The sequence below is a fragment of the Paraburkholderia unamae genome (assembly GCF_003096875.1).
Classification (GTDB): domain Bacteria; phylum Pseudomonadota; class Gammaproteobacteria; order Burkholderiales; family Burkholderiaceae; genus Paraburkholderia; species Paraburkholderia unamae.
The window spans coordinates 91439-108437 of the sequence record NZ_QEOB01000013.1 but is presented as its reverse complement, the minus strand read 5'-3'; the positions used below and the strand labels follow the sequence as shown (position 1 = coordinate 108437).

Annotated in this window: 14 protein-coding genes; 8 read left to right on the top strand and 6 right to left on the bottom strand. The window is 65.9% G+C overall.

Annotated elements, in window-relative coordinates; translation table 11 throughout:
* Nucleotides 1–107: 107 nt before the first annotated feature.
* A complete protein-coding gene (gene pdxR, locus C7402_RS26105) occupies nucleotides 108–1736 on the top strand; it encodes a MocR-like pyridoxine biosynthesis transcription factor PdxR (RefSeq protein WP_116612720.1) in 1629 nt (542 codons plus the stop codon).
* Between the two features lie 12 nt (nucleotides 1737–1748).
* Here pdxR and C7402_RS26100 read toward each other — a convergent pair whose 3' ends face one another.
* The 4 genes from C7402_RS26100 to phnC all read right to left on the bottom strand — a co-directional run bounded on the left by C7402_RS26100 (nucleotide 1749) and on the right by phnC (nucleotide 5471).
* Entirely contained in the window at nucleotides 1749–2585 is an 837-nt protein-coding gene (locus C7402_RS26100; RefSeq protein ID WP_112170928.1) for an EamA family transporter, read from the bottom strand.
* Nucleotides 2586–2747: 162 nt separating this feature from the next.
* Entirely contained in the window at nucleotides 2748–3596 is an 849-nt protein-coding gene (gene phnE / locus C7402_RS26095; protein ID WP_112171121.1) for a phosphonate ABC transporter, permease protein PhnE, read from the bottom strand.
* An 8-nt stretch (nucleotides 3597–3604) separates the two neighbouring features.
* Nucleotides 3605–4591: a phosphonate ABC transporter substrate-binding protein gene (gene phnD, locus C7402_RS26090; protein WP_112170929.1), complete on the bottom strand. Its 987-nt coding sequence runs from the start codon at nucleotides 4589–4591 to the stop codon at nucleotides 3605–3607.
* Nucleotides 4592–4643: 52 nt separating this feature from the next.
* Nucleotides 4644–5471 (bottom strand): phosphonate ABC transporter ATP-binding protein, encoded by an 828-nt coding sequence (gene phnC, locus C7402_RS26085; RefSeq protein ID WP_112170930.1) that lies wholly within the window; start codon nucleotides 5469–5471, stop codon nucleotides 4644–4646.
* Nucleotides 5472–5790: 319 nt separating this feature from the next.
* Between phnC and C7402_RS26080 the strand changes: the two genes are divergently transcribed.
* The 4 genes from C7402_RS26080 (at nucleotide 5791) to C7402_RS26065 (ending at nucleotide 9647) form a co-directional block, all read left to right on the top strand.
* Nucleotides 5791–6825 carry a M14 family zinc carboxypeptidase gene (locus C7402_RS26080; RefSeq protein WP_116612719.1) on the top strand — a complete coding sequence of 345 codons (1035 nt, stop codon included), beginning with the start codon at nucleotides 5791–5793 and terminating at the stop codon, nucleotides 6823–6825.
* Nucleotides 6822–7595, top strand: coding sequence for an alpha/beta fold hydrolase (locus tag C7402_RS26075; protein WP_116612718.1), 774 nt, complete (start codon nucleotides 6822–6824; stop codon nucleotides 7593–7595). Before C7402_RS26080 ends, C7402_RS26075 begins: the two co-directional genes overlap by 4 nt.
* Before the next feature lie 82 nt (nucleotides 7596–7677).
* Nucleotides 7678–8745, top strand: a complete 1068-nt coding sequence (selD, locus tag C7402_RS26070; protein ID WP_112170933.1) for a selenide, water dikinase SelD — start codon at nucleotides 7678–7680, stop codon at nucleotides 8743–8745.
* The gene (locus C7402_RS26065; RefSeq protein ID WP_116612717.1) at nucleotides 8742–9647 is read left to right on the top strand and encodes a cation diffusion facilitator family transporter; all 906 of its coding nucleotides are present in this window, start codon (nucleotides 8742–8744) and stop codon (nucleotides 9645–9647) included. The genes selD and C7402_RS26065 overlap by 4 nt, the downstream gene beginning before the upstream one ends.
* A gap of 171 nt (nucleotides 9648–9818) precedes the next feature.
* Here the strand turns inward: C7402_RS26065 and C7402_RS26060 are convergent, their stop codons facing one another.
* Both C7402_RS26060 and C7402_RS26055 read right to left on the bottom strand, forming a co-directional pair.
* The gene (locus C7402_RS26060) at nucleotides 9819–10094 is read right to left on the bottom strand and encodes a DUF4148 domain-containing protein (RefSeq protein ID WP_116612716.1); all 276 of its coding nucleotides are present in this window, start codon (nucleotides 10092–10094) and stop codon (nucleotides 9819–9821) included.
* Between the two features lie 184 nt (nucleotides 10095–10278).
* Nucleotides 10279–11283, bottom strand: a complete 1005-nt coding sequence (locus tag C7402_RS26055; RefSeq protein WP_112170936.1) for a LysR family transcriptional regulator — start codon at nucleotides 11281–11283, stop codon at nucleotides 10279–10281.
* 188 nt (nucleotides 11284–11471) lie between these two features.
* Between C7402_RS26055 and C7402_RS26050 the strand changes: the two genes are divergently transcribed.
* The 3 genes from C7402_RS26050 (at nucleotide 11472) to C7402_RS26040 (ending at nucleotide 16986) form a co-directional block, all read left to right on the top strand.
* The gene (locus C7402_RS26050) at nucleotides 11472–12365 is read left to right on the top strand and encodes an alpha/beta hydrolase (RefSeq protein ID WP_224038409.1); all 894 of its coding nucleotides are present in this window, start codon (nucleotides 11472–11474) and stop codon (nucleotides 12363–12365) included.
* 89 nt (nucleotides 12366–12454) lie between these two features.
* Entirely contained in the window at nucleotides 12455–13711 is a 1257-nt protein-coding gene (locus tag C7402_RS26045) for an efflux RND transporter periplasmic adaptor subunit (RefSeq protein WP_112170937.1), read from the top strand.
* A gap of 89 nt (nucleotides 13712–13800) precedes the next feature.
* On the top strand, nucleotides 13801–16986 hold the full coding sequence (locus tag C7402_RS26040) for an efflux RND transporter permease subunit (protein WP_116612715.1): 3186 nt from the start codon (nucleotides 13801–13803) through the stop codon (nucleotides 16984–16986).
* Nucleotides 16987–16999 lie beyond the last annotated feature (13 nt).

The following is a 16999-nucleotide window of genomic DNA, read 5'->3' as shown; positions in this document are numbered from 1 at the left end:
TTCTGAGGTTGGCAGGCGGACCAGACATCAGGTCCATGCCGCGACTATACTCACGTTTGGCTCTAAATTTCAGAGCCATTCAGTGCAATCTTTAGGAGCCAATTTCGATGCGCGCGAGTGTCCTGTCCGACTGGCTGGCCCAACGGCTCGATCGCGGAAGCGCCCAGCCGGTCTACCGTCAACTGCACAAGCTGCTCCAGCAGGCGATCCTCTCCCGGGAACTGCCGGCGGGCGCGCGGGTGCCGTCGTCGCGGCTGCTGGCGGCGGAGCTTGGCATTGCGCGCAATACCGTGACGCAGGTCTACGAACAATTGGTGCTCGAAGGCTATGTGACGTCGGCAACGGGGCGCGGCACCTTCGTGGCCGATACGTCGCCTGACGAGATCGTCGGAGCCGCGGAAATTGGCTCCATGGAAGCGGTGAAAAAAACGAGCAATTCAGGAGCCGTCGCCGTCGAAAATGCGATCGCAACTAACAGCCCAAGTTTGGGCGGTACGGGAGTGCACGCTATCGCGGCGGGCGGCCCGGCAGTGGGCGCAGTTGGCGCCCAGCCGCCGCGCGCAGCGGCTCGGGCGCTCTCCACACGCGGCGCGCGCCTGGTTGCGGGCGCGGGCGTTTCCAAGCGCCAGGGCGGCGCGTTCATGCCCGGCGTGCCCGACGTCTCGCGCTTCCCCGCGCGCATCTGGACGCGCCTGCACAACAAGTACTGGCGCAGCCTGCGTCCGGACCTGCTGACCTACGCGCCCGGCGGCGGCCTCGCGCTCCTGCGCCACGTGCTCGCCGACTATCTGCGCACCTCGCGCTCGGTGCGCTGCTCGCCCGAGCAGATCATCATCACGACGGGCATCCACCAGTCGGTGGACCTGGCCGTGCGCCTGCTCTCCGACCCCGGCGACACCATCTGGACCGAAGACCCGTGCTACTGGGGCGTGCGCAGCGTGCTGCACGTTTCGGGCCTCAGCGCGCGGCCCATCGCCGTGGACAGCGAAGGTCTCAATCCCTCGCCCGCCGACTTTGCCGCGCCGCCGCCCAAGCTCATGCTCGTCACGCCCTCGCATCAGTACCCGCTTGGCATGGTGATGAGCCTCGCGCGCCGCCGCATGCTGCTGGAGTACGCGCGCCAGCATCAGTGCTGGATCATCGAGGACGATTACGACAGCGAGTTCCGTTACGGCAGCCGCCCGCTCGCGTCGTTGCAGGGGCTCGATACGGCGGGGCAGGTGATCTACGTGGGGAGCTTCGGCAAGACGTTGTTTCCCGGCTTGCGCGTGGGCTATCTCGTCGCGCCGCAAGCACTCGCGGAAAGCTTCGCGACCGCGAGCGCCGAGCTGTATCGCGAGGGGCAGTTGATCCAGCAGGCCGTGCTCGCCGAATTCATCGCCGAGGGGCATTTCACGTCGCATATCCGCAAGATGCGCGCGCTCTACGGCCAGCGCCGCCAGGTGCTGCTCGACGCCGTGTCGCGCCGCTACGGCGACGCCTTGCCCGCCATGGGCGGCGACGCGGGCCTGCACGTCGTCATGCAGTTGCCCGAAGGCAGCGACGACCGCGCCGTGGCCGAAGCCGCGCTTGCGCGCAATATCGTCGTGCGGCCGCTTTCGGGGTACTACTCGGCGCGCGAGCGCGCGGCGTCGGGTTTGCTGATCGGCTACGCGTGCGTGCCCGACGAGGAGATCGCGCCGGCGTTCGAGACGCTGGCCGAGGCGATCGATACGACCTTGCCCGCGTTCGCGTGAGCGCCTCTATGCCTAGAGCCGGATCAGCACCGCGCCGCACGTGACGAGCGCACACGCCACCATGCGCCGCGCCGTGAGCTTCTCGTTCATGAACAGCCAGCCGATCAGCACGGCGAAGATCGACGAGAGTTCTCGCAACGCGGAAACCATCGCGATAGGCAGAAAACGGAACGCTTCGATCACGAGGCAATATGCCGTGAGCGCGAGCACGCCCGCGAGCATGCCGCGCGCGACTTCGGCCTTTGACGTGAACATCCGCGCCACGCCGCCGCGCAGCTTGCAGACCACGAAAAACTGCGGCACGTTCCAGAGCAGATACACCCACATGATGTAGCTGAGCGCGTTGCCGGCGAGGCGCGCGCCGAGGCCGTCGATGATCGAGTACATCGCGATGAAGAGGCCCGTGAGCAGCGCATAGGGCACGCTCTCGCCGGAAAAGCGCATGCCGCGCCGGAACGCGAGCGACATGATGCCGAGCGAGACGAGCGTGACGCCCGCGGCCGCGAGCCCATGCAGTTCCTCGTGTGCGAACACGAGCGCGCCCACGAACACGAGCAGCGGCGAGAGCCCGCGCGCGATGGGGTAGATCTGCCCGAAGTCGCCGCTGCGATAGGCGCGGATCAGCGTGAAGCAGTACGCGAACTCCAGCACCGCCGAAGCCGCGATATACGGCCAGCTTGCCTGCGCGGGCAGCGGCAGCACGCACACGCCGATCGCGCTCACGACGATATACGGAACCGAGAACATGCCGAGCAGCCAGAGCCGGTCGCCCGAAAGATGGAGGAAGGCGTTCCAGCTCGCGTGCATGAGTGCCGAGAGCAGGACCAGCAGGACGACGAAACTGGCCATTGGGATTGCGAATCGAATCGACTTGTTGGAGGCGCGGGCCGTTGCGGCCGCAATCGTGTGATTATTCCAGCGAACGCGCACGTCCGCCAGAAAGAAAGTAAAACGGGCGCGAGCCCGTATTGTGATTCTGTAGAGGCTCGCGCGGGCTTTGGAGGGAGTGCGTCAGATCACGCGTGCGCGCAGTCGCGCGGAAATCAGGTCGATGACCGTGACCACGGCGATCACCATGATGAGCACGGCGCAGGTTTGCGGATAGTCGAACGAACGAATTTCCTCATACAACACCACGCCGATGCCGCCCGCGCCCACCATGCCCACCACCATCGCCGAGCGCACGTTCGACTCGAACCGGTAGAGCGCGTACGAGATCCACAGCGGCATGACCTGGGGCAGCACGCCATAAATGATCTCGTCGAGCGGCGAGGCGCCCGTGGCGCGCACGCCTTCCACGGGGCGCGGGTCGATGGCCTCCACGGCTTCGGCGAAGAGTTTCGCGAGCACACCCGTGGTGTGGACCCACAACGCCAGCACGCCCGCGAACGGTCCGAGCCCCACGGCCACGATGAACAGCATCGCGAACACCATCTCGTTGATGGCGCGGCAGGCGTCCATCAACCGGCGCACCGGCTGGAGGACCCAGTTGGGTGCGAGATTGTGCGCCGACATCAGGCCGAACGGCACCGCGCAGACGATGGCGAGCGCCGTGCCCCACAGCGCCACGGCCAGCGTCACCCACATTTCGCCCACGTAGGTGCGCCATTCCGTGAAGTCGGGCGGAAAGAAGCCGCGCGCGAACGTGCCCATGTTCGCCGAGTCGGCGAAGAGGTCGAGCGGGCGCATGTCGGCGCCGCGCCACGCCACGCCGAGCAGAGCGAACACGATGGCCCAGAGCACGAGCGAGGACCAGCTGCGCTTGCCCGTGGGTCTCGCCGCCGGGCTGGGAGCCGCAGCGGCGGTGGCGGATTGCGCCTCGGTGCCGTGCGCCGCGACGCGTGAGCTGTCGAAATCCATCGCGCCCATTACTGCTTCGCGGGTGCGGCGAGTGCGCCGATCTTCGCGTCGATGGCCGCGATCTGGCTCTTGCGGTCGTCGTCGGAGAGATGCGTGTCGGCGGCGATCTTTTCCTTCTGCTGGAACAGCGCGACCTGGCGGATCGGCTGCAACTGCGCGTCGCTGGCGGGCGCGAAGCCGGCATAGCCCGTGATGTCGGCCATGATCTTCTTCTCGCGCGGGTCGGTCTTGGCGTAGTGGTAGAAGAAGTCGCGCAGCTTCTGCTTGGTGGCTTCAGGCAGGTCCTTGCGGTACACGAGCGGATCGGACGGAATGATCGGCGAGGTCCACAGCACGCGCACCTGCGCGAAGCGATCCGGGTGCTTCTGCTGGAGCGTGGCGAGTTCGATGGTGTTGTTGGTGGCGATATCCACCTTGTTGTTGACCACGGCGAGCAGGTTCGCTTCATGGCTCGACGGCAGCACCGTCTTGAAGTTCGAGCCGTTCACCGAAACGCCGTGCTGCGCGAACAGGTAGTAGCCCGGAATGAGCGTGCCCGAGGTGGAATTGGGGTCGCCCCAGCCGAGCGTGAGATCCTTAGTATTCTTGAATACATCGTCGATCGTCTTCACGCGGCTGTTCACGTTGGTGATGAGCACCGACTTGTAGCCCGCGTCGCCGTTCGCGTAAAGCACCTTCGCGAAGATCTCGCCGTTCGAGCGGTCCACGGCTTCCATGGCCGAAGCATTGCCGAAGTAGCCGATCTGCACCTTGTTGAAGCGCATTGCCTCGATGATGCCCGAGTAGTCGGTGGCGAAGAACGCCTTCACGGAGAGGCCGGTCTGCTTGTTCAGGTCGTCGATGAACGGCTGCCAGCGCTGCTTGAGCACCGCCGACGAATCCGTCGAAATGATGCCGAAATTGAGGTCTTCCGCATGGGCGGCCGCGCTGCCGAGCGAGGCAAACGCGACGGCGCCGGCGGCGCACCAGGAGAGCATGGAGCGGAGCAGTTTCATGGGAGCGGTCCGTGGAGAGAGGAACGTCAAGGGTTGAGAATGCGTGGCCGGGTCAGGCCGCGCGAGGTTGTGCGCCAAAGCGCTGTACGGCGGACGGCGCCGCATCGGGTTCGAGCAATTCGCGCGCGGCGCTGCCATAAAGCTGTTGCAGCAACGCGGGCGTGAGCGCCGCAGAAGGACCGTCGTACACGACGCGCCCTTCGCGCAACGCAACGGTGCGCGGGCAATACTGCATGGCGATATCCACTTGATGCAGCGAGACCACCACCGTGAGACTGTGGTCGCGGTTGAGCATGCGCAGCATGTCCATCACGCGGCGCGATGATTCGGGGTCGAGCGAAGCAATCGGCTCGTCGGCGAGAATGAGGCGCGCGCGTTGCACGAGCGCGCGTGCAAGCGCCGCGCGCTGCTGCTGGCCACCCGAGAGATTCGAGGCGCGTTCCGCAGCCTTGTGCGCGATGCCCACTTCGCCGAGGGCGGCCAGCATGAGTTCGCGCTCAGCGCGCGGAAAGCGGCCCGTGAGCCTGCGCCACAGCGGCAAACGCGAGAGCGCGCCGATCAGCACATTGGTTTCCACGGTAAGCCGATGCACGAGGTTGAACTGCTGGAACACGAAGCCGATGTCGCGGCGAATGCGGCGCACCTCGCGCACGATGCGGCCGTCCTGCTGGATGGGGCGGCCGAGAATGTCGATGCGCGACGGCTGCGGATCGGAGGCCGTGAAGCCTGCGATCTGGCGCAGCAAGGTCGATTTGCCCGAGCCCGATGCGCCGATCAGCGCGACCATTTCGCCCTCGCCGATGCGCAGGTTGATTTCGTCGAGCGCCTTGCGGCCGCTCTCGAAACTTTTCGATAGGCGTTCGATGCGTATGGCTTCCATAACAATCCGTCGCGGGTGAAGTCGAGGCTCATTCTAGGAAGCGACTGTGACGGTTGAGTGAAGGTGTCGCGACGTCTAGACGACTACACGTCTTATATTTTTTGGTCGGAGGAATTGAGGCGCACGATGTGACAGACACATGACGGAAAACATCTGTCATGCTTAATGTCAGAGGAAGCGGCTATATTGTGGGGCAGTGCGTGTGGTGTCCCTGGTTTCGCTGACTTATTGCTGACACACACGCCGAAACTCATGCTGTTGTAGACAATGCGGCCGCACACAACGGTCCCGATCCGAACAAGTAACGAAACCCGGCGCCATGCAGGCACTGAGCTTTCTACCCGACAGTTTTGCGGAATTCGAGGACCTCAAGACGATCCTCGATGCGGGCGCACGCTGGTTCGACATTCGCAGCGAAGGCGAAGTCGAGGTGCGCGGCCGCACGTTCGCGCTCTATGTGGCGTCCATCGGCTCGCGCGATCCGGCGGCGCCCGCCATTGGCTTCTTCGGCGGCATTCACGGGCTGGAGCGCATCGGCTCGCAGCTCGTGCTCGACTATATGCGTGCGCTGGTGGGGCGGCTCGCGTGGGACGAGTTATTGATGAGCCAGCTCGAATCCGTGCGCATCGTGTTCGTGCCCATCCTCAATCCCGGCGGCATGTGGCTGGCCACCCGCGCGAATCCGAACGGCGTGGACCTCATGCGCAACGCGCCGCAGGACGCCGACGAACACGTGCCCTTTCTTGCGGGCGGCCAGCGCGTGGGCTCATGGCTGCCGTGGTATCGCGGCAGGCGCGGGGCGCCCATGGAGATCGAGGCGAAGGCGCTCCTGAAGATCGTCGACGAAGAACTCACGCGCCGTCCTCTCTCATTCGCGCTCGACTGCCATTCGGGCTACGGCTGGAGCGACAGCATCTGGTTTCCGTATGCGCGCACGCGCCGCCTCATGCGTCATTTGCCCGAGATGTACGTGCTCAAGACGATGTTCGAGCGCGCGCATCCCCATCACGGCTACACGTTCGAGCCGCAGAGCCATCAATACCTGCTGCACGGCGACCTGTGGGACTGCGCATACGACCATGCGCCCGCGAGCAACATCTTTTTGCCGCTCACGCTCGAACTCGGCTCGTGGCTGTGGATCAAGAAGAACCCGCGCCAGATCTTCTCGCGCCAGGGCATGTTCAATCCGCTGATGGCGCATCGCACGGCGCGCGTCTTGCGGCGCCATGCGAACCTGTTCGAATTCCTCACGCGCGCGGCGTATTCCGCGCCGCGCTGGCTGCCCGAGGGCGTGACGCGCGAGCAGGTGTTGCAAAGCGCGATTAGCCACTGGTATCAAGGGTCCGCGGGATGAGCGGCCCCTGGCTCCTGCTGCGCGGCCTCACGCGCGAGTCGCGCCACTGGGGCGCGTTCGCCCCGCTGCTCGCCGCACGCGAGGGCGCGCTGGCCATCGACCTGCCCGGCAACGGCGCGGCCGCGCACGTACGCTCGCCGCTTGCCGTCGACGCCTACGTGGACGCGTTGCGCGACGAAGCGCGGCGGCGCGGTGCACGCGCACCTTACCGCGTGCTGGCGATGTCGCTGGGCGGCATGGTGGCGACGGCATGGGCGCTGCGCTATCCCGATGAGATCGCGCGGCTCGTACTCGTGAACACGAGCATGCGACCGTACAGCCGCATGCATGAACGGCTGCGGCCCTCGGCGTGGCCCGCGCTCGCGCGCGCGGCGCGCCATTGGGACGGCCGCGACCCCGATGGCATGGCCGAAGCGCTGATCCACGGCCTCACGTGCGCGCGGCGCGACACGCTCGCCGCCGACCTCGACGCCTGGCGCGCGATTCGCGCGAGCGCGCCCGTGAGCCGCGCGAATGCGCTGCGCCAACTGGCCGCCGCGGCGCGCTTCAAGGCGCGCGGCGTGCCGCGCTGCGCGGTGCTCGTGGTGTCGTCGCGCGGCGACCGGCTCGTCAATCCCGTTTGCTCGGCGCGGCTCGCGCAGGCGTGGGGCGCGCCGCACGTGGCGCACCCGTGGGCGGGGCACGACCTGCCGCACGACGATCCGCACTGGCTGGCCGATGCGCTCCACGCCGGCGACGTCACCGCCCACGCGGCCGCCGGGCGCGCCTGAGCGCGCGCAGCCCGCATCGTCCTCGCGGCGATTGCCCCATAATGTGGGGATTAATCCGGCACTTTCAGGACGATTCCCCGACATGAACGACAAACCCGCCATCGGCGCCGCCGTGCCGCGCCTCACGAGCCTTTCGCACGGCGGCGGCTGCGGCTGCAAGATCGCGCCGGGCGTGCTTTCGGCATTGCTCGCGCGCAGCACGCCGCTCACCACCGTGTTTCCGAACCTGCTGGTCGGCACCGAGACCGCCGACGACGCCGCCGTCTACAAGCTCAACGACGAGCAGGCCATTGTCGCGACCACGGACTTCTTCATGCCGATCGTCGACGACCCGTACGACTTCGGCCGCATCGCCGCGACCAACGCGCTCTCGGACGTCTACGCGATGGGCGGCAAGCCGATCCTCGCGCTCGCGCTGGTGGGCATGCCCATCAACGTGCTGCCGCACGACGTGATCGCGCAGGTGCTGCGCGGCGGCGAGGACGTATGCGCGGCGGCGGGCATTCCGGTGGCGGGCGGGCATTCGATCGACTCCGTGGAGCCCATCTATGGCCTCGCGGCGCTGGGCGTGGTGCATCCGGAGCGCGTGAAGCGCAACGCGTCGGCGCGCGCGGGCGACGTGCTCGTGCTCGGCAAGCCGCTTGGCGTGGGCGTGCTCTCGGCCGCGCTCAAGAAGGAAATCCTCGGCGACGCGGGCTACAAGGCGATGGTGAGCGCCGCCACGATGCTCAACAAGCCGGGCGCCACGCTCGCGGAATTGCCGGGCGTGCACGCCATGACCGACGTGACCGGCTTCGGCCTGCTTGGCCACACGCTCGAAATCGCGCGCGGCGCGAATCTCACGGCGCGCGTGCAGTATGCGGACCTGCCGTGGCTGCCGGGCGTTCAGAAGTTCGTGGAAGAGGGCGTGTTCACAGGCGCGTCGGGCCGCAACTGGGCCTCGTACGGCGAGTCCGTCACGCTCGCGCCCGGCCTGCCCGAAAGCGCGCGCACGCTGCTCACCGACCCGCAAACCTCGGGCGGTCTGCTCGTGGCGTGCGCACCCGAGAGCGTGGACGACGTGCTGGCGATCTTCCGCGCGGACGGATTCAGCGACGCACGCGTGATCGGCGAGTTGAGCGAAGGCCCGGCACGCGTCGAGGCGCTATGAGCGGAGAATCGCCGAAAGCCATCTTCTACGCGCTCGCTGCGAACTTCGGCATTGCGGTCTGCAAGTTCGCAGCCGCCGGGTTCACGGGTTCGGGATCGATGTTCGCGGAGGCGATTCACTCCACGGCCGACTGCGGCAATCAACTGCTGCTGCTGTTCGGCCTGCGCCAGTCGCGCGAGCCCCCCACGCCCTTGCACCCCATGGGCACGGGCCGCGCGATCAACTTCTATTCGCTGCTCGTCGCGCTGCTGCTCTTTTTCGTGGGCGGTGCGTTTTCGGTGTACGAAGGCGTGCACCGGTTGATTGCTCGCGAGCCGCTGCAATACGTGTATGTCGCGCTGGTCGTGCTCGGCATTTCCGTGGCGCTCGAAGCGTTTTCGCTTTACGGCGCGATGCGCGAGATCCGCAAGGGCTCGCCGAAAAAGTCGCTGTGGCGCTGGGCGCGCGAGACGCGCGATTCGGATTTGCTCGTCGTGGCGGGCGAGGACATCGCCGCGCTCGCGGGCCTCGCCATCGCATTCGCCGCGGTGCTGCTCACCGTCATCACCGGCAATCCGGTCTGGGACGCGTGCGGCTCGATTGGCGTGGGCGTGCTGCTCATGCTGATCGCGTGGTTTATCGCACGCGAAGTGAAGTCGATGATCGTGGGCGAGTCGGCAAGCCCGGAAATGCGTCGCGATATCGAACTGTTCCTGCGCGCGCGGCCGGAGATTCGCAGCATCATCAGCCTCATTACGCTGCAATGGGGTAAGGAGGTGATGGTCGCGGTGCAGTGCGAAATGCTCGACTACGAGCATAGCCGCACGATGGTCGAAGCGATCAACGAAATCGAAGCCGCTTTGCAGGCGCGCTTTCCGCTGGTGCGCTGGGTGTTTTTCGAGCCGGATTTCGTGAACCGGTAATGCATGAGGCCGGCGGTCGCGAGACCGCCGGGCCTTTTTGCTTCAATGCCGGAACGGCGCCCACACAGGCGTGGTGTTGTCCCAGTCGTCGAGTTCGGAGGGTACGGTCGGTTTCATATCGGACTCCTACGTTTATCGTCTTGCCATCGAAATATCAATGCGGTGCCGAGCTTATTCGCCGGCTTGCGCGACGTGCGCGGCGCTATTGGCGCGGCTTTCCTGAAGCGCGATGCGTTGCGCTTGCGTGCGGCCAATCAGGCTTTGCTCGGGGTAGCTCGTCTTGTTCAGCGAGGGCAGCGTGCCGTCGCGATACGCGGCGACGAGTTCGGCCTTCACTTCGGCGCGCGTTTTCGGCGCAGCGCTGGACGATTGTGCGAAAGCCGAGGCGCTTGCGGCGAGCGAAAGAACCAGCGTGGCTGCAATGGCGGTTGCGAGAGTGCGTTTCATGATCTGCTCCTGTGTACGGTTGCCACGTAGGTTGCGGCGACAGGAGCCAATGTAGTTGCGCAGCCGTTTGCGATAAACGGTCTTATTGCGAAAGCAATTGTCGAAAATCCGGAACAATCGCCGCGCCGCGCCCGCGAAAGCCTTTGCGGACGCGGCTTTGAGGGCGCGCGCTATGCGGCCCGGCCTATGCGGCCCATTCCGAAATCACCGGCGTTTCGAGCGCCGGCGCGTTTTCGCGCTCTTCGATCGTGCGCATCGTGCACGTCTTGTCGAGCGAGGCGCGGCCGCTCAGGAGCGGGCAGCGGTCGAACACTTCGGCAATCCAGTCCACGAACACGCGCACTTTGGGTGACAGATGACGGCTGTGCGGGTAGACGGCCGAAATCGGCATCGGCAGCGGCTTGTAATCGGGCAGCACCTCGACGAGCGCGCCCGAGCGCAGATGCGGCAGCACCATGTAGCGCGGCCCCTGAATCAGGCCAAAGCCTTCGATGCCGCAGGTCACGTAGGCGTCCGCATCATTGACCGAGACCATGCTCTTGAGCTTGATCTCCACTTCCTTGCCGTCGACGAGAAATGCCCAGTCGATCACACGCCCCGTGCGCGACGAGAAGTAATTCACGGCGCGATGCTCGGCCAGTTCTTCGAGCGTTTGCGGCGTGCCGTGGCGCTCCAGATACGAGGGCGCCGCGCACGACACGCCTTCGAAAATCCCGATGCGCCGCGCGACGAGCGACGAATCCTGAAGCGCACCCACACGCACCACGCAATCCACGCCTTCCTGGAGCAGATCGACGGGACGGTCGCTCAATCCGAGTTGCAGGTCGATGTCGGGATAGCGCTGGTGGAATTCGCACAGCGACGGAATCACGATGAGCCGCCCGATCGAGCCGGGCATGTCGATGCGCAGTTTGCCGTGCGGCTTGCGGTTGCGATCCTGGAATGTGGTTTCGGTTTCCTCCACGTCCGCGAGAATGCGCACGCAGCGCTCGTAATACGCCGCGCCGTCGGGCGTGAGCGAGAGGCGCCGCGTCGTGCGGTGCATGAGGCGCACGCCGAGAAACGCTTCGAGATTCTGGATGATCGTCGTGACCGAAGCACGCGGCATGTCGAGCGTTTCGGCGGCTCGCGTGAAGCTGTTCGTATCGACGACGCGGGTGAACACCTGCATGGCCTGAAGGCGGTCCATTGCCACTCTCCAAAAAGCTTCGGCCGCACGGCGCGCGGCGTTTGAAGCAAACGCCCGCGCACAAAGAGGAGACAGATTGTTCAGGTGCGCCGAATTGTGTTGCCGGATTATAGGCATTTATTTGCAAGTCTGCCGAACCCACAATTCGCTCCATTCGAATCTACTCTCGCGCATTGCGCCGATTTGACATGGATGCCTTTAAACGCCCGACGTCGTGGATCTCCGCCGTGGAAATGCCGTTTGCCGATGCGCCGGCGGCCGCGCCCACGGCCGCGCCGGCCAGAACCGGCACGGCGCGCACGCTGGTCACGACCGATGTGACGATCGAAGGCTACGCCCAGCCGATTGCGTTGCGCGTGTACCGCCCCGAGGGCGCAAACGGCCTGCCGGTGCTGCTGTATTTCCACGGCGGCGGTTTCGTGCGAGGGTCGATTGAAGAAGCGGAAACGGCGGGGCGTTTTCTCGCAGAACGCTTACCTGCGCTGGTCGTGAGCGTGGGTTATTCGCTCGCGCCGCAGTTTCCGTTTCCCGCCGCGCCCGAAGACGCGCACCGCGCGGCGCTCTGGGCGCTCACGCGGGCCCGCGCGTTTGGCGGCACGCCGAAACGGCTGATTGCGGCGGGCCATGACGCGGGCGGCCAGATCGCCAACGTGCTCGCCTTCATGGGACGCGATCGCGGCGATGTGCGGCTCGCCGCGCAGGCGCTGTTCGCGCCGATGCTGGACCCGAGCCTCACGCGCCTCGGCGATGCGGCGCGCCTCGGCTCCGACATCACCGCGAGCGAATGCGCGGCTTGTTATCGCGCGTACCTGCCCGAAGCGGCGCAACGCCTGCATCCGTATGCGGCGCCGCTCGAATCGCTGCGCCTCGCCGGTCTGCCGCCCACGCTCATCGTGACCGCGCAGAACGACGTGCTGCACATCGAGGCGGAGAAGTACGCGAGCCGCCTGATCGACGCTGGCGTGCGCACGCAGGTGGTGCGTTACCCGAGCGTTTCGCATGCGAATCTCGCCGCGCATCCGGCCGCCTTGAGCGAAGCCGTACGGTTTTTCCAATGCTGCTTCGACGCGGGCACGGTGTAGCGGGCAACGCGCACAAGCAGGGGAAGCGCTGAAGCCGCGGTGCTGCCGAACCAGTCAAGAACAACCAACCATTATTTCTGGAGTCCGACATGTCACTTTTTTCGCAATCCCGTTCGCGCATGGCGCTCGCGGTAGTCGGCGTGCTGGTCATCGCGGGGCTGGGCACGCTCGGCGCGATCCGCCTCGACTCGCACCCCGCGGTGGCCGCTGAAGCGCCGCCCGCGCCGGAAGTCGATGTCGCCGCCGTGGTCAATCGCACGATTACCGACTGGCAGAGTTATTCCGGCCGCATGGCCGCGGTCGAGAAAGTGGAGATACGTCCGCAGGTTTCGGGCACGATCGTCTCGGTGAACTTCCGCGACGGCGCGCTCGTGAACAAGGGCGATACGCTGTTCGTGATCGATCCGCGCCCGTACCAGGCCGCCGTCGATCAGGCCGCCGCGCAGCTTGCCGCCGCGCAGGCGCGCACGGGCTACGCGCAAAGCGACTGGGAGCGCGCGCAGCGCCTCATTGGCGACAACGCCATCGCCAAGCGTGACTACGACGAGAAGCAGAACGCCTCGCGTGAGGCGAGCGCGAATCTCAAGGCCGCGCAGGCCGCGCTCGAAGCCGCGCAGATCAACCTGGGCTACACGCGCATCGTCGCGCCGGTGGCGGGGCGCGTGTCGCGCGCCGAGATCACCGTGGGCAACGTCGTGTCGGCCGGGGCGAGCGCCGCGCCGCTCACCACGCTCGTGTCCGTTTCGCCCATCTACGCCGAGTTCGACGCCGACGAGCAAACCTATCTCGACTACATCAGCCGCATGAAGGATGGCTCGAAGGTGCCGGTCGAACTGGGTCTTGCGAACGAAACGGGTTACTCGCGCCAGGGCACGATCGAGTCGGTGGATAACCGCCTCGACACCTCGTCGGGCACGATCCGCGTGCGTGCGCGCTTCGACAACGCCGACGGCGCGCTCGTGCCGGGCCTCTACGCACGCATCAAGGTGGGCGGCAGCGCCCCGCACCCGGCGCTGCTGGTCGACGACGCCGCCATCGGCACCGATCAGGACAAGAAGTTCGTGTACGTCGTGGACGGCGGCGGCAAGGTCTCGTACCGCAACGTGCAGACGGGCGGCCAGCAGGGCAACCTGCGCGTGATTCTCGGCGGCCTGAAGGCGGGCGATCACGTGGTCGTGAACGGCACGCAGCGTGTGCGCCCCGGCGAGGCGGTGCGCTCGCATATGGTGCCGATGAACGGCGACCCCGACGCCGATGCGGCGAACGCGGCGGCGAATGCAGCGGCGAAGACAGCAGAAAACCCGGCGGCAAACCCCGCCGCGAAGGCAGCGAAGACGACGTCCTGACGAACGGCGGGCGCACCTGGCATCACGGTGCGTCCCCCAGACGATAAGGAACCCTAATCGCTTAAGAGCCTCAAGAACACGAGCAACCCATGAACATATCGAAATTCTTCATCGACCGGCCGATCTTCGCGGGCGTGCTGTCCGTGCTGATCCTGCTGGCCGGCGTGATCGCGCTGTTCCAGTTGCCGATCTCCGAGTACCCCGAAGTCGTGCCGCCTTCGGTGGTCGTGCACGCGCAGTATCCGGGTGCGAATCCCAAGGTGATCGCCGAAGCGGTGGCCGCGCCGCTCGAAGAGCAGATCAACGGCGTGGAGAACATGCTGTACATGCAGTCGCAGGCCAATAGCGACGGCAATCTCACGCTCACGGTCACGTTCCGCCTCGGCACCGATCCGGACAAGGCCACGCAGCTCGTGCAGAACCGCGTGAACCAGGCGCTGCCGCGCCTGCCGGAAGACGTGCAGCGCCTGGGCATCACGACCATCAAGAGCTCGCCCACGCTCACGATGGTGGTGCACTTGATCTCGCCGAACAACCAGTACGACATGACGTACCTGCGCAACTACGCGCTGCTCAACGTGAAGGATCGTCTTTCGAATATCCAGGGCGTGGGCGAGGTGCAACTGTGGGGTTCGGGCGACTATGCCATGCGTATCTGGCTCGATCCGCAGAAGGTGGCGCAGCGCAATCTCACCGCCAACGACGTGGTCAATGCGATTCGCGAGCAGAACGTGCAGGTGGCGGCCGGTGTGATCGGCGCGTCGCCCAGCGTGCCGGGCACGCCGTTCCAGCTCAACGTGAACGCGCGCGGCCGTCTGCGTACCGAAAGCGAGTTCGGCAACATCATCATCAAGACGAACCCCGATGGCGGCGTGACGTATCTGCGCGACATCGCGCGCATCGAGCTCGCGGCTTCGGAATACGGCCTGCGCTCGCTCCTGGACAACAAGCCCGCCGTGGCGCTCGCCATCAACCAGGCGCCGGGCGCGAACTCGCTCGCGATTTCCGACCAGGTGCGCGCGGCAATGAAGGACCTCAAGCAGGACATGCCGGCGGGCGTGGACTACCGCATCGTCTACGACCCCACGCAGTTCGTGCGCTCCAGTATCGAGGCCGTCGTGCATACGCTGCTGGAAGCCATCGCGCTCGTGGTGATCGTGGTGATCGTCTTCCTGCAAACGTGGCGTGCCTCGATCATTCCGTTGATCGCGGTGCCGGTGTCGATCGTCGGGACGTTCTCGCTCTTGCTCGCGTTCGGTTTCTCGATCAACGCGCTATCGCTGTTCGGCATGGTGCTCGCCATCGGCATCGTGGTGGACGACGCGATCGTGGTGGTGGAGAACGTGGAGCGCAATATCGAAAGCGGGTTATCCGCACGCGACGCGACTTATAAGGCGATGCAGGAGGTGAGCGGGCCGATTATCGCCATTGCGCTCACGCTCGTGGCCGTGTTCGTGCCGCTCGCGTTCATGAGCGGTCTCACGGGCCAGTTCTACAAGCAGTTCGCCATGACCATCGCCATTTCCACGGTGATCTCGGCGTTCAACTCGCTCACGCTCTCGCCCGCGCTTTCGGCGCTGCTGCTGCGCGGCCACGGTGCGAAGGAAGACTGGCTCACGCGCGTGATGAACCGCGTGCTCGGCGGCTTCTTCCGGCGCTTTAACCAGGTGTTCCATCGCGGCTCGGAAAGCTATGGCCGCGGCGTGAACGGCGTGCTGCGCCACAAGGGCGCGATGCTCGCGGTGTATGTGGTGCTGATCGGCGCGACGGTACTGATGGCGCGCCTGGTGCCGGGCGGCTTCGTGCCCGCGCAGGACAAGGAGTATCTGATCGCGTTCGCGCAACTGCCCAACGGCGCCTCGCTTGACCGCACCGAAAACGTGATTCGCGACATGAGCGCCATTGCGCTCAAGCAGCCCGGCGTGGAAAGCGCCGTGGCGTTCCCGGGCCTTTCGGTGAACGGCTTCACCAACAGTTCGAGCGCGGGCATCGTGTTCGTCACGCTCAAGCCGTTCAAGGACCGCAAGGGCAAGGCGCTTTCGGCCGGCGCGATCGCGGGTGCGCTGAACCAGCAGTACGCGGGCATCAAGGACTCGTTCGTCGCCGTGTTCCCGCCGCCGCCGGTGCTCGGCCTCGGCACGCTCGGCGGGTTCAAGCTGCAACTGGAGGATCATGGCGCACTGGGTTATGAGGCGCTCAACCGCGCAACGCAGGACTTCGTCAAGCGCGCTTCGCAAACGCCGGAGCTGGGCCCGACGTTCACGAACTATCAGATCAACGTTCCGCAACTGAATGTCGATCTCGACCGCACGAAGGCCAAGCAGCTTGGCGTGCCGGTCACGGATGTGTTCGACACGATGCAGATTTATCTCGGCTCGCTCTACGTGAACGACTTCAACCGCTTCGGGCGCGTGTACCAGGTGCGCGTGCAGGCCGATGCGCCGTTCCGCCAGAAGGCCGACGACATTCTGCAACTGAAGACGCGCAACGCCGCGGGCGAAATGGTGCCGCTCTCGTCGCTCGTCACGGTCACGCCCACGTACGGCCCCGAAATGGTGGTGCGCTACAACGGCTACACCGCGGCCGACATCAACGGCGGCCCGGCGCCCGGTTACTCGTCGGGTCAGGCACAGGCGGCGGCCGAGCGCATCGCGGCCGAAGTGCTGCCGCGCGGCGTGAAGTTCGAATGGACCGACCTCACGTACCAGCAGGTGCTGGCGGGCAATGCGGGCGTGTGGGTGTTCCCGATCAGCGTGCTGCTCGTGTTCCTCGTGCTGGCCGCACTGTACGAGAGCTTGACGCTGCCGCTCGCGGTGATCCTGATCGTGCCGATGAGCGTGTTGTGCGCGCTGACCGGTGTGTGGCTCACGCAGGGCGACAACAACATCTTCACGCAGATCGGCCTGATGGTGCTCGTGGGCCTCGCTTCGAAGAACGCCATTCTGATCGTGGAGTTCGCGCGTGAGCTGGAACACGACGGCCACACGCCGCTTTCCGCCGCCATCGAGGCAAGCCGCCTGCGTTTGCGCCCGATCCTGATGACGTCCATCGCGTTCATCATGGGCGTGGTGCCGCTCGTGATCTCCAGCGGCGCGGGTTCGGAAATGCGTCATGCCATGGGCGTGGCCGTGTTCTTCGGCATGCTGGGCGTGACCGCCTTCGGCCTGTTGCTCACGCCGGTGTTCTATGTGGTGCTGCGCACGCTCGCGGGCGGCAAGATTCATGTGGCGCAGAAGGACAATGCGCACAAGCCGCAGTCGATGGTGGACGCCTGAGGCGCCAAGGGAG

Coding starts and splice junctions, on each gene's coding strand:
- C7402_RS26080 (WP_116612719.1), top strand. CDS start 5,791: ATGCAGGCACTGAGCTTTCTACCCGACAGTTTTGCGGAATTCGAGGAC.
- phnD (WP_112170929.1), bottom strand. CDS start 4,591: ATGAAACTGCTCCGCTCCATGCTCTCCTGGTGCGCCGCCGGCGCCGTC.
- phnE (WP_112171121.1), bottom strand. CDS start 3,596: ATGGATTTCGACAGCTCACGCGTCGCGGCGCACGGCACCGAGGCGCAA.
- C7402_RS26040 (WP_116612715.1), top strand. CDS start 13,801: ATGAACATATCGAAATTCTTCATCGACCGGCCGATCTTCGCGGGCGTG.
- pdxR (WP_116612720.1), top strand. CDS start 108: ATGCGCGCGAGTGTCCTGTCCGACTGGCTGGCCCAACGGCTCGATCGC.
- C7402_RS26045 (WP_112170937.1), top strand. CDS start 12,455: ATGTCACTTTTTTCGCAATCCCGTTCGCGCATGGCGCTCGCGGTAGTC.
- C7402_RS26065 (WP_116612717.1), top strand. CDS start 8,742: ATGAGCGGAGAATCGCCGAAAGCCATCTTCTACGCGCTCGCTGCGAAC.
- C7402_RS26075 (WP_116612718.1), top strand. CDS start 6,822: ATGAGCGGCCCCTGGCTCCTGCTGCGCGGCCTCACGCGCGAGTCGCGC.
- C7402_RS26060 (WP_116612716.1), bottom strand. CDS start 10,094: ATGAAACGCACTCTCGCAACCGCCATTGCAGCCACGCTGGTTCTTTCG.
- phnC (WP_112170930.1), bottom strand. CDS start 5,471: ATGGAAGCCATACGCATCGAACGCCTATCGAAAAGTTTCGAGAGCGGC.
- C7402_RS26055 (WP_112170936.1), bottom strand. CDS start 11,283: ATGGACCGCCTTCAGGCCATGCAGGTGTTCACCCGCGTCGTCGATACG.
- C7402_RS26050 (WP_224038409.1), top strand. CDS start 11,472: ATGGATGCCTTTAAACGCCCGACGTCGTGGATCTCCGCCGTGGAAATG.
- C7402_RS26100 (WP_112170928.1), bottom strand. CDS start 2,585: ATGGCCAGTTTCGTCGTCCTGCTGGTCCTGCTCTCGGCACTCATGCAC.
- selD (WP_112170933.1), top strand. CDS start 7,678: ATGAACGACAAACCCGCCATCGGCGCCGCCGTGCCGCGCCTCACGAGC.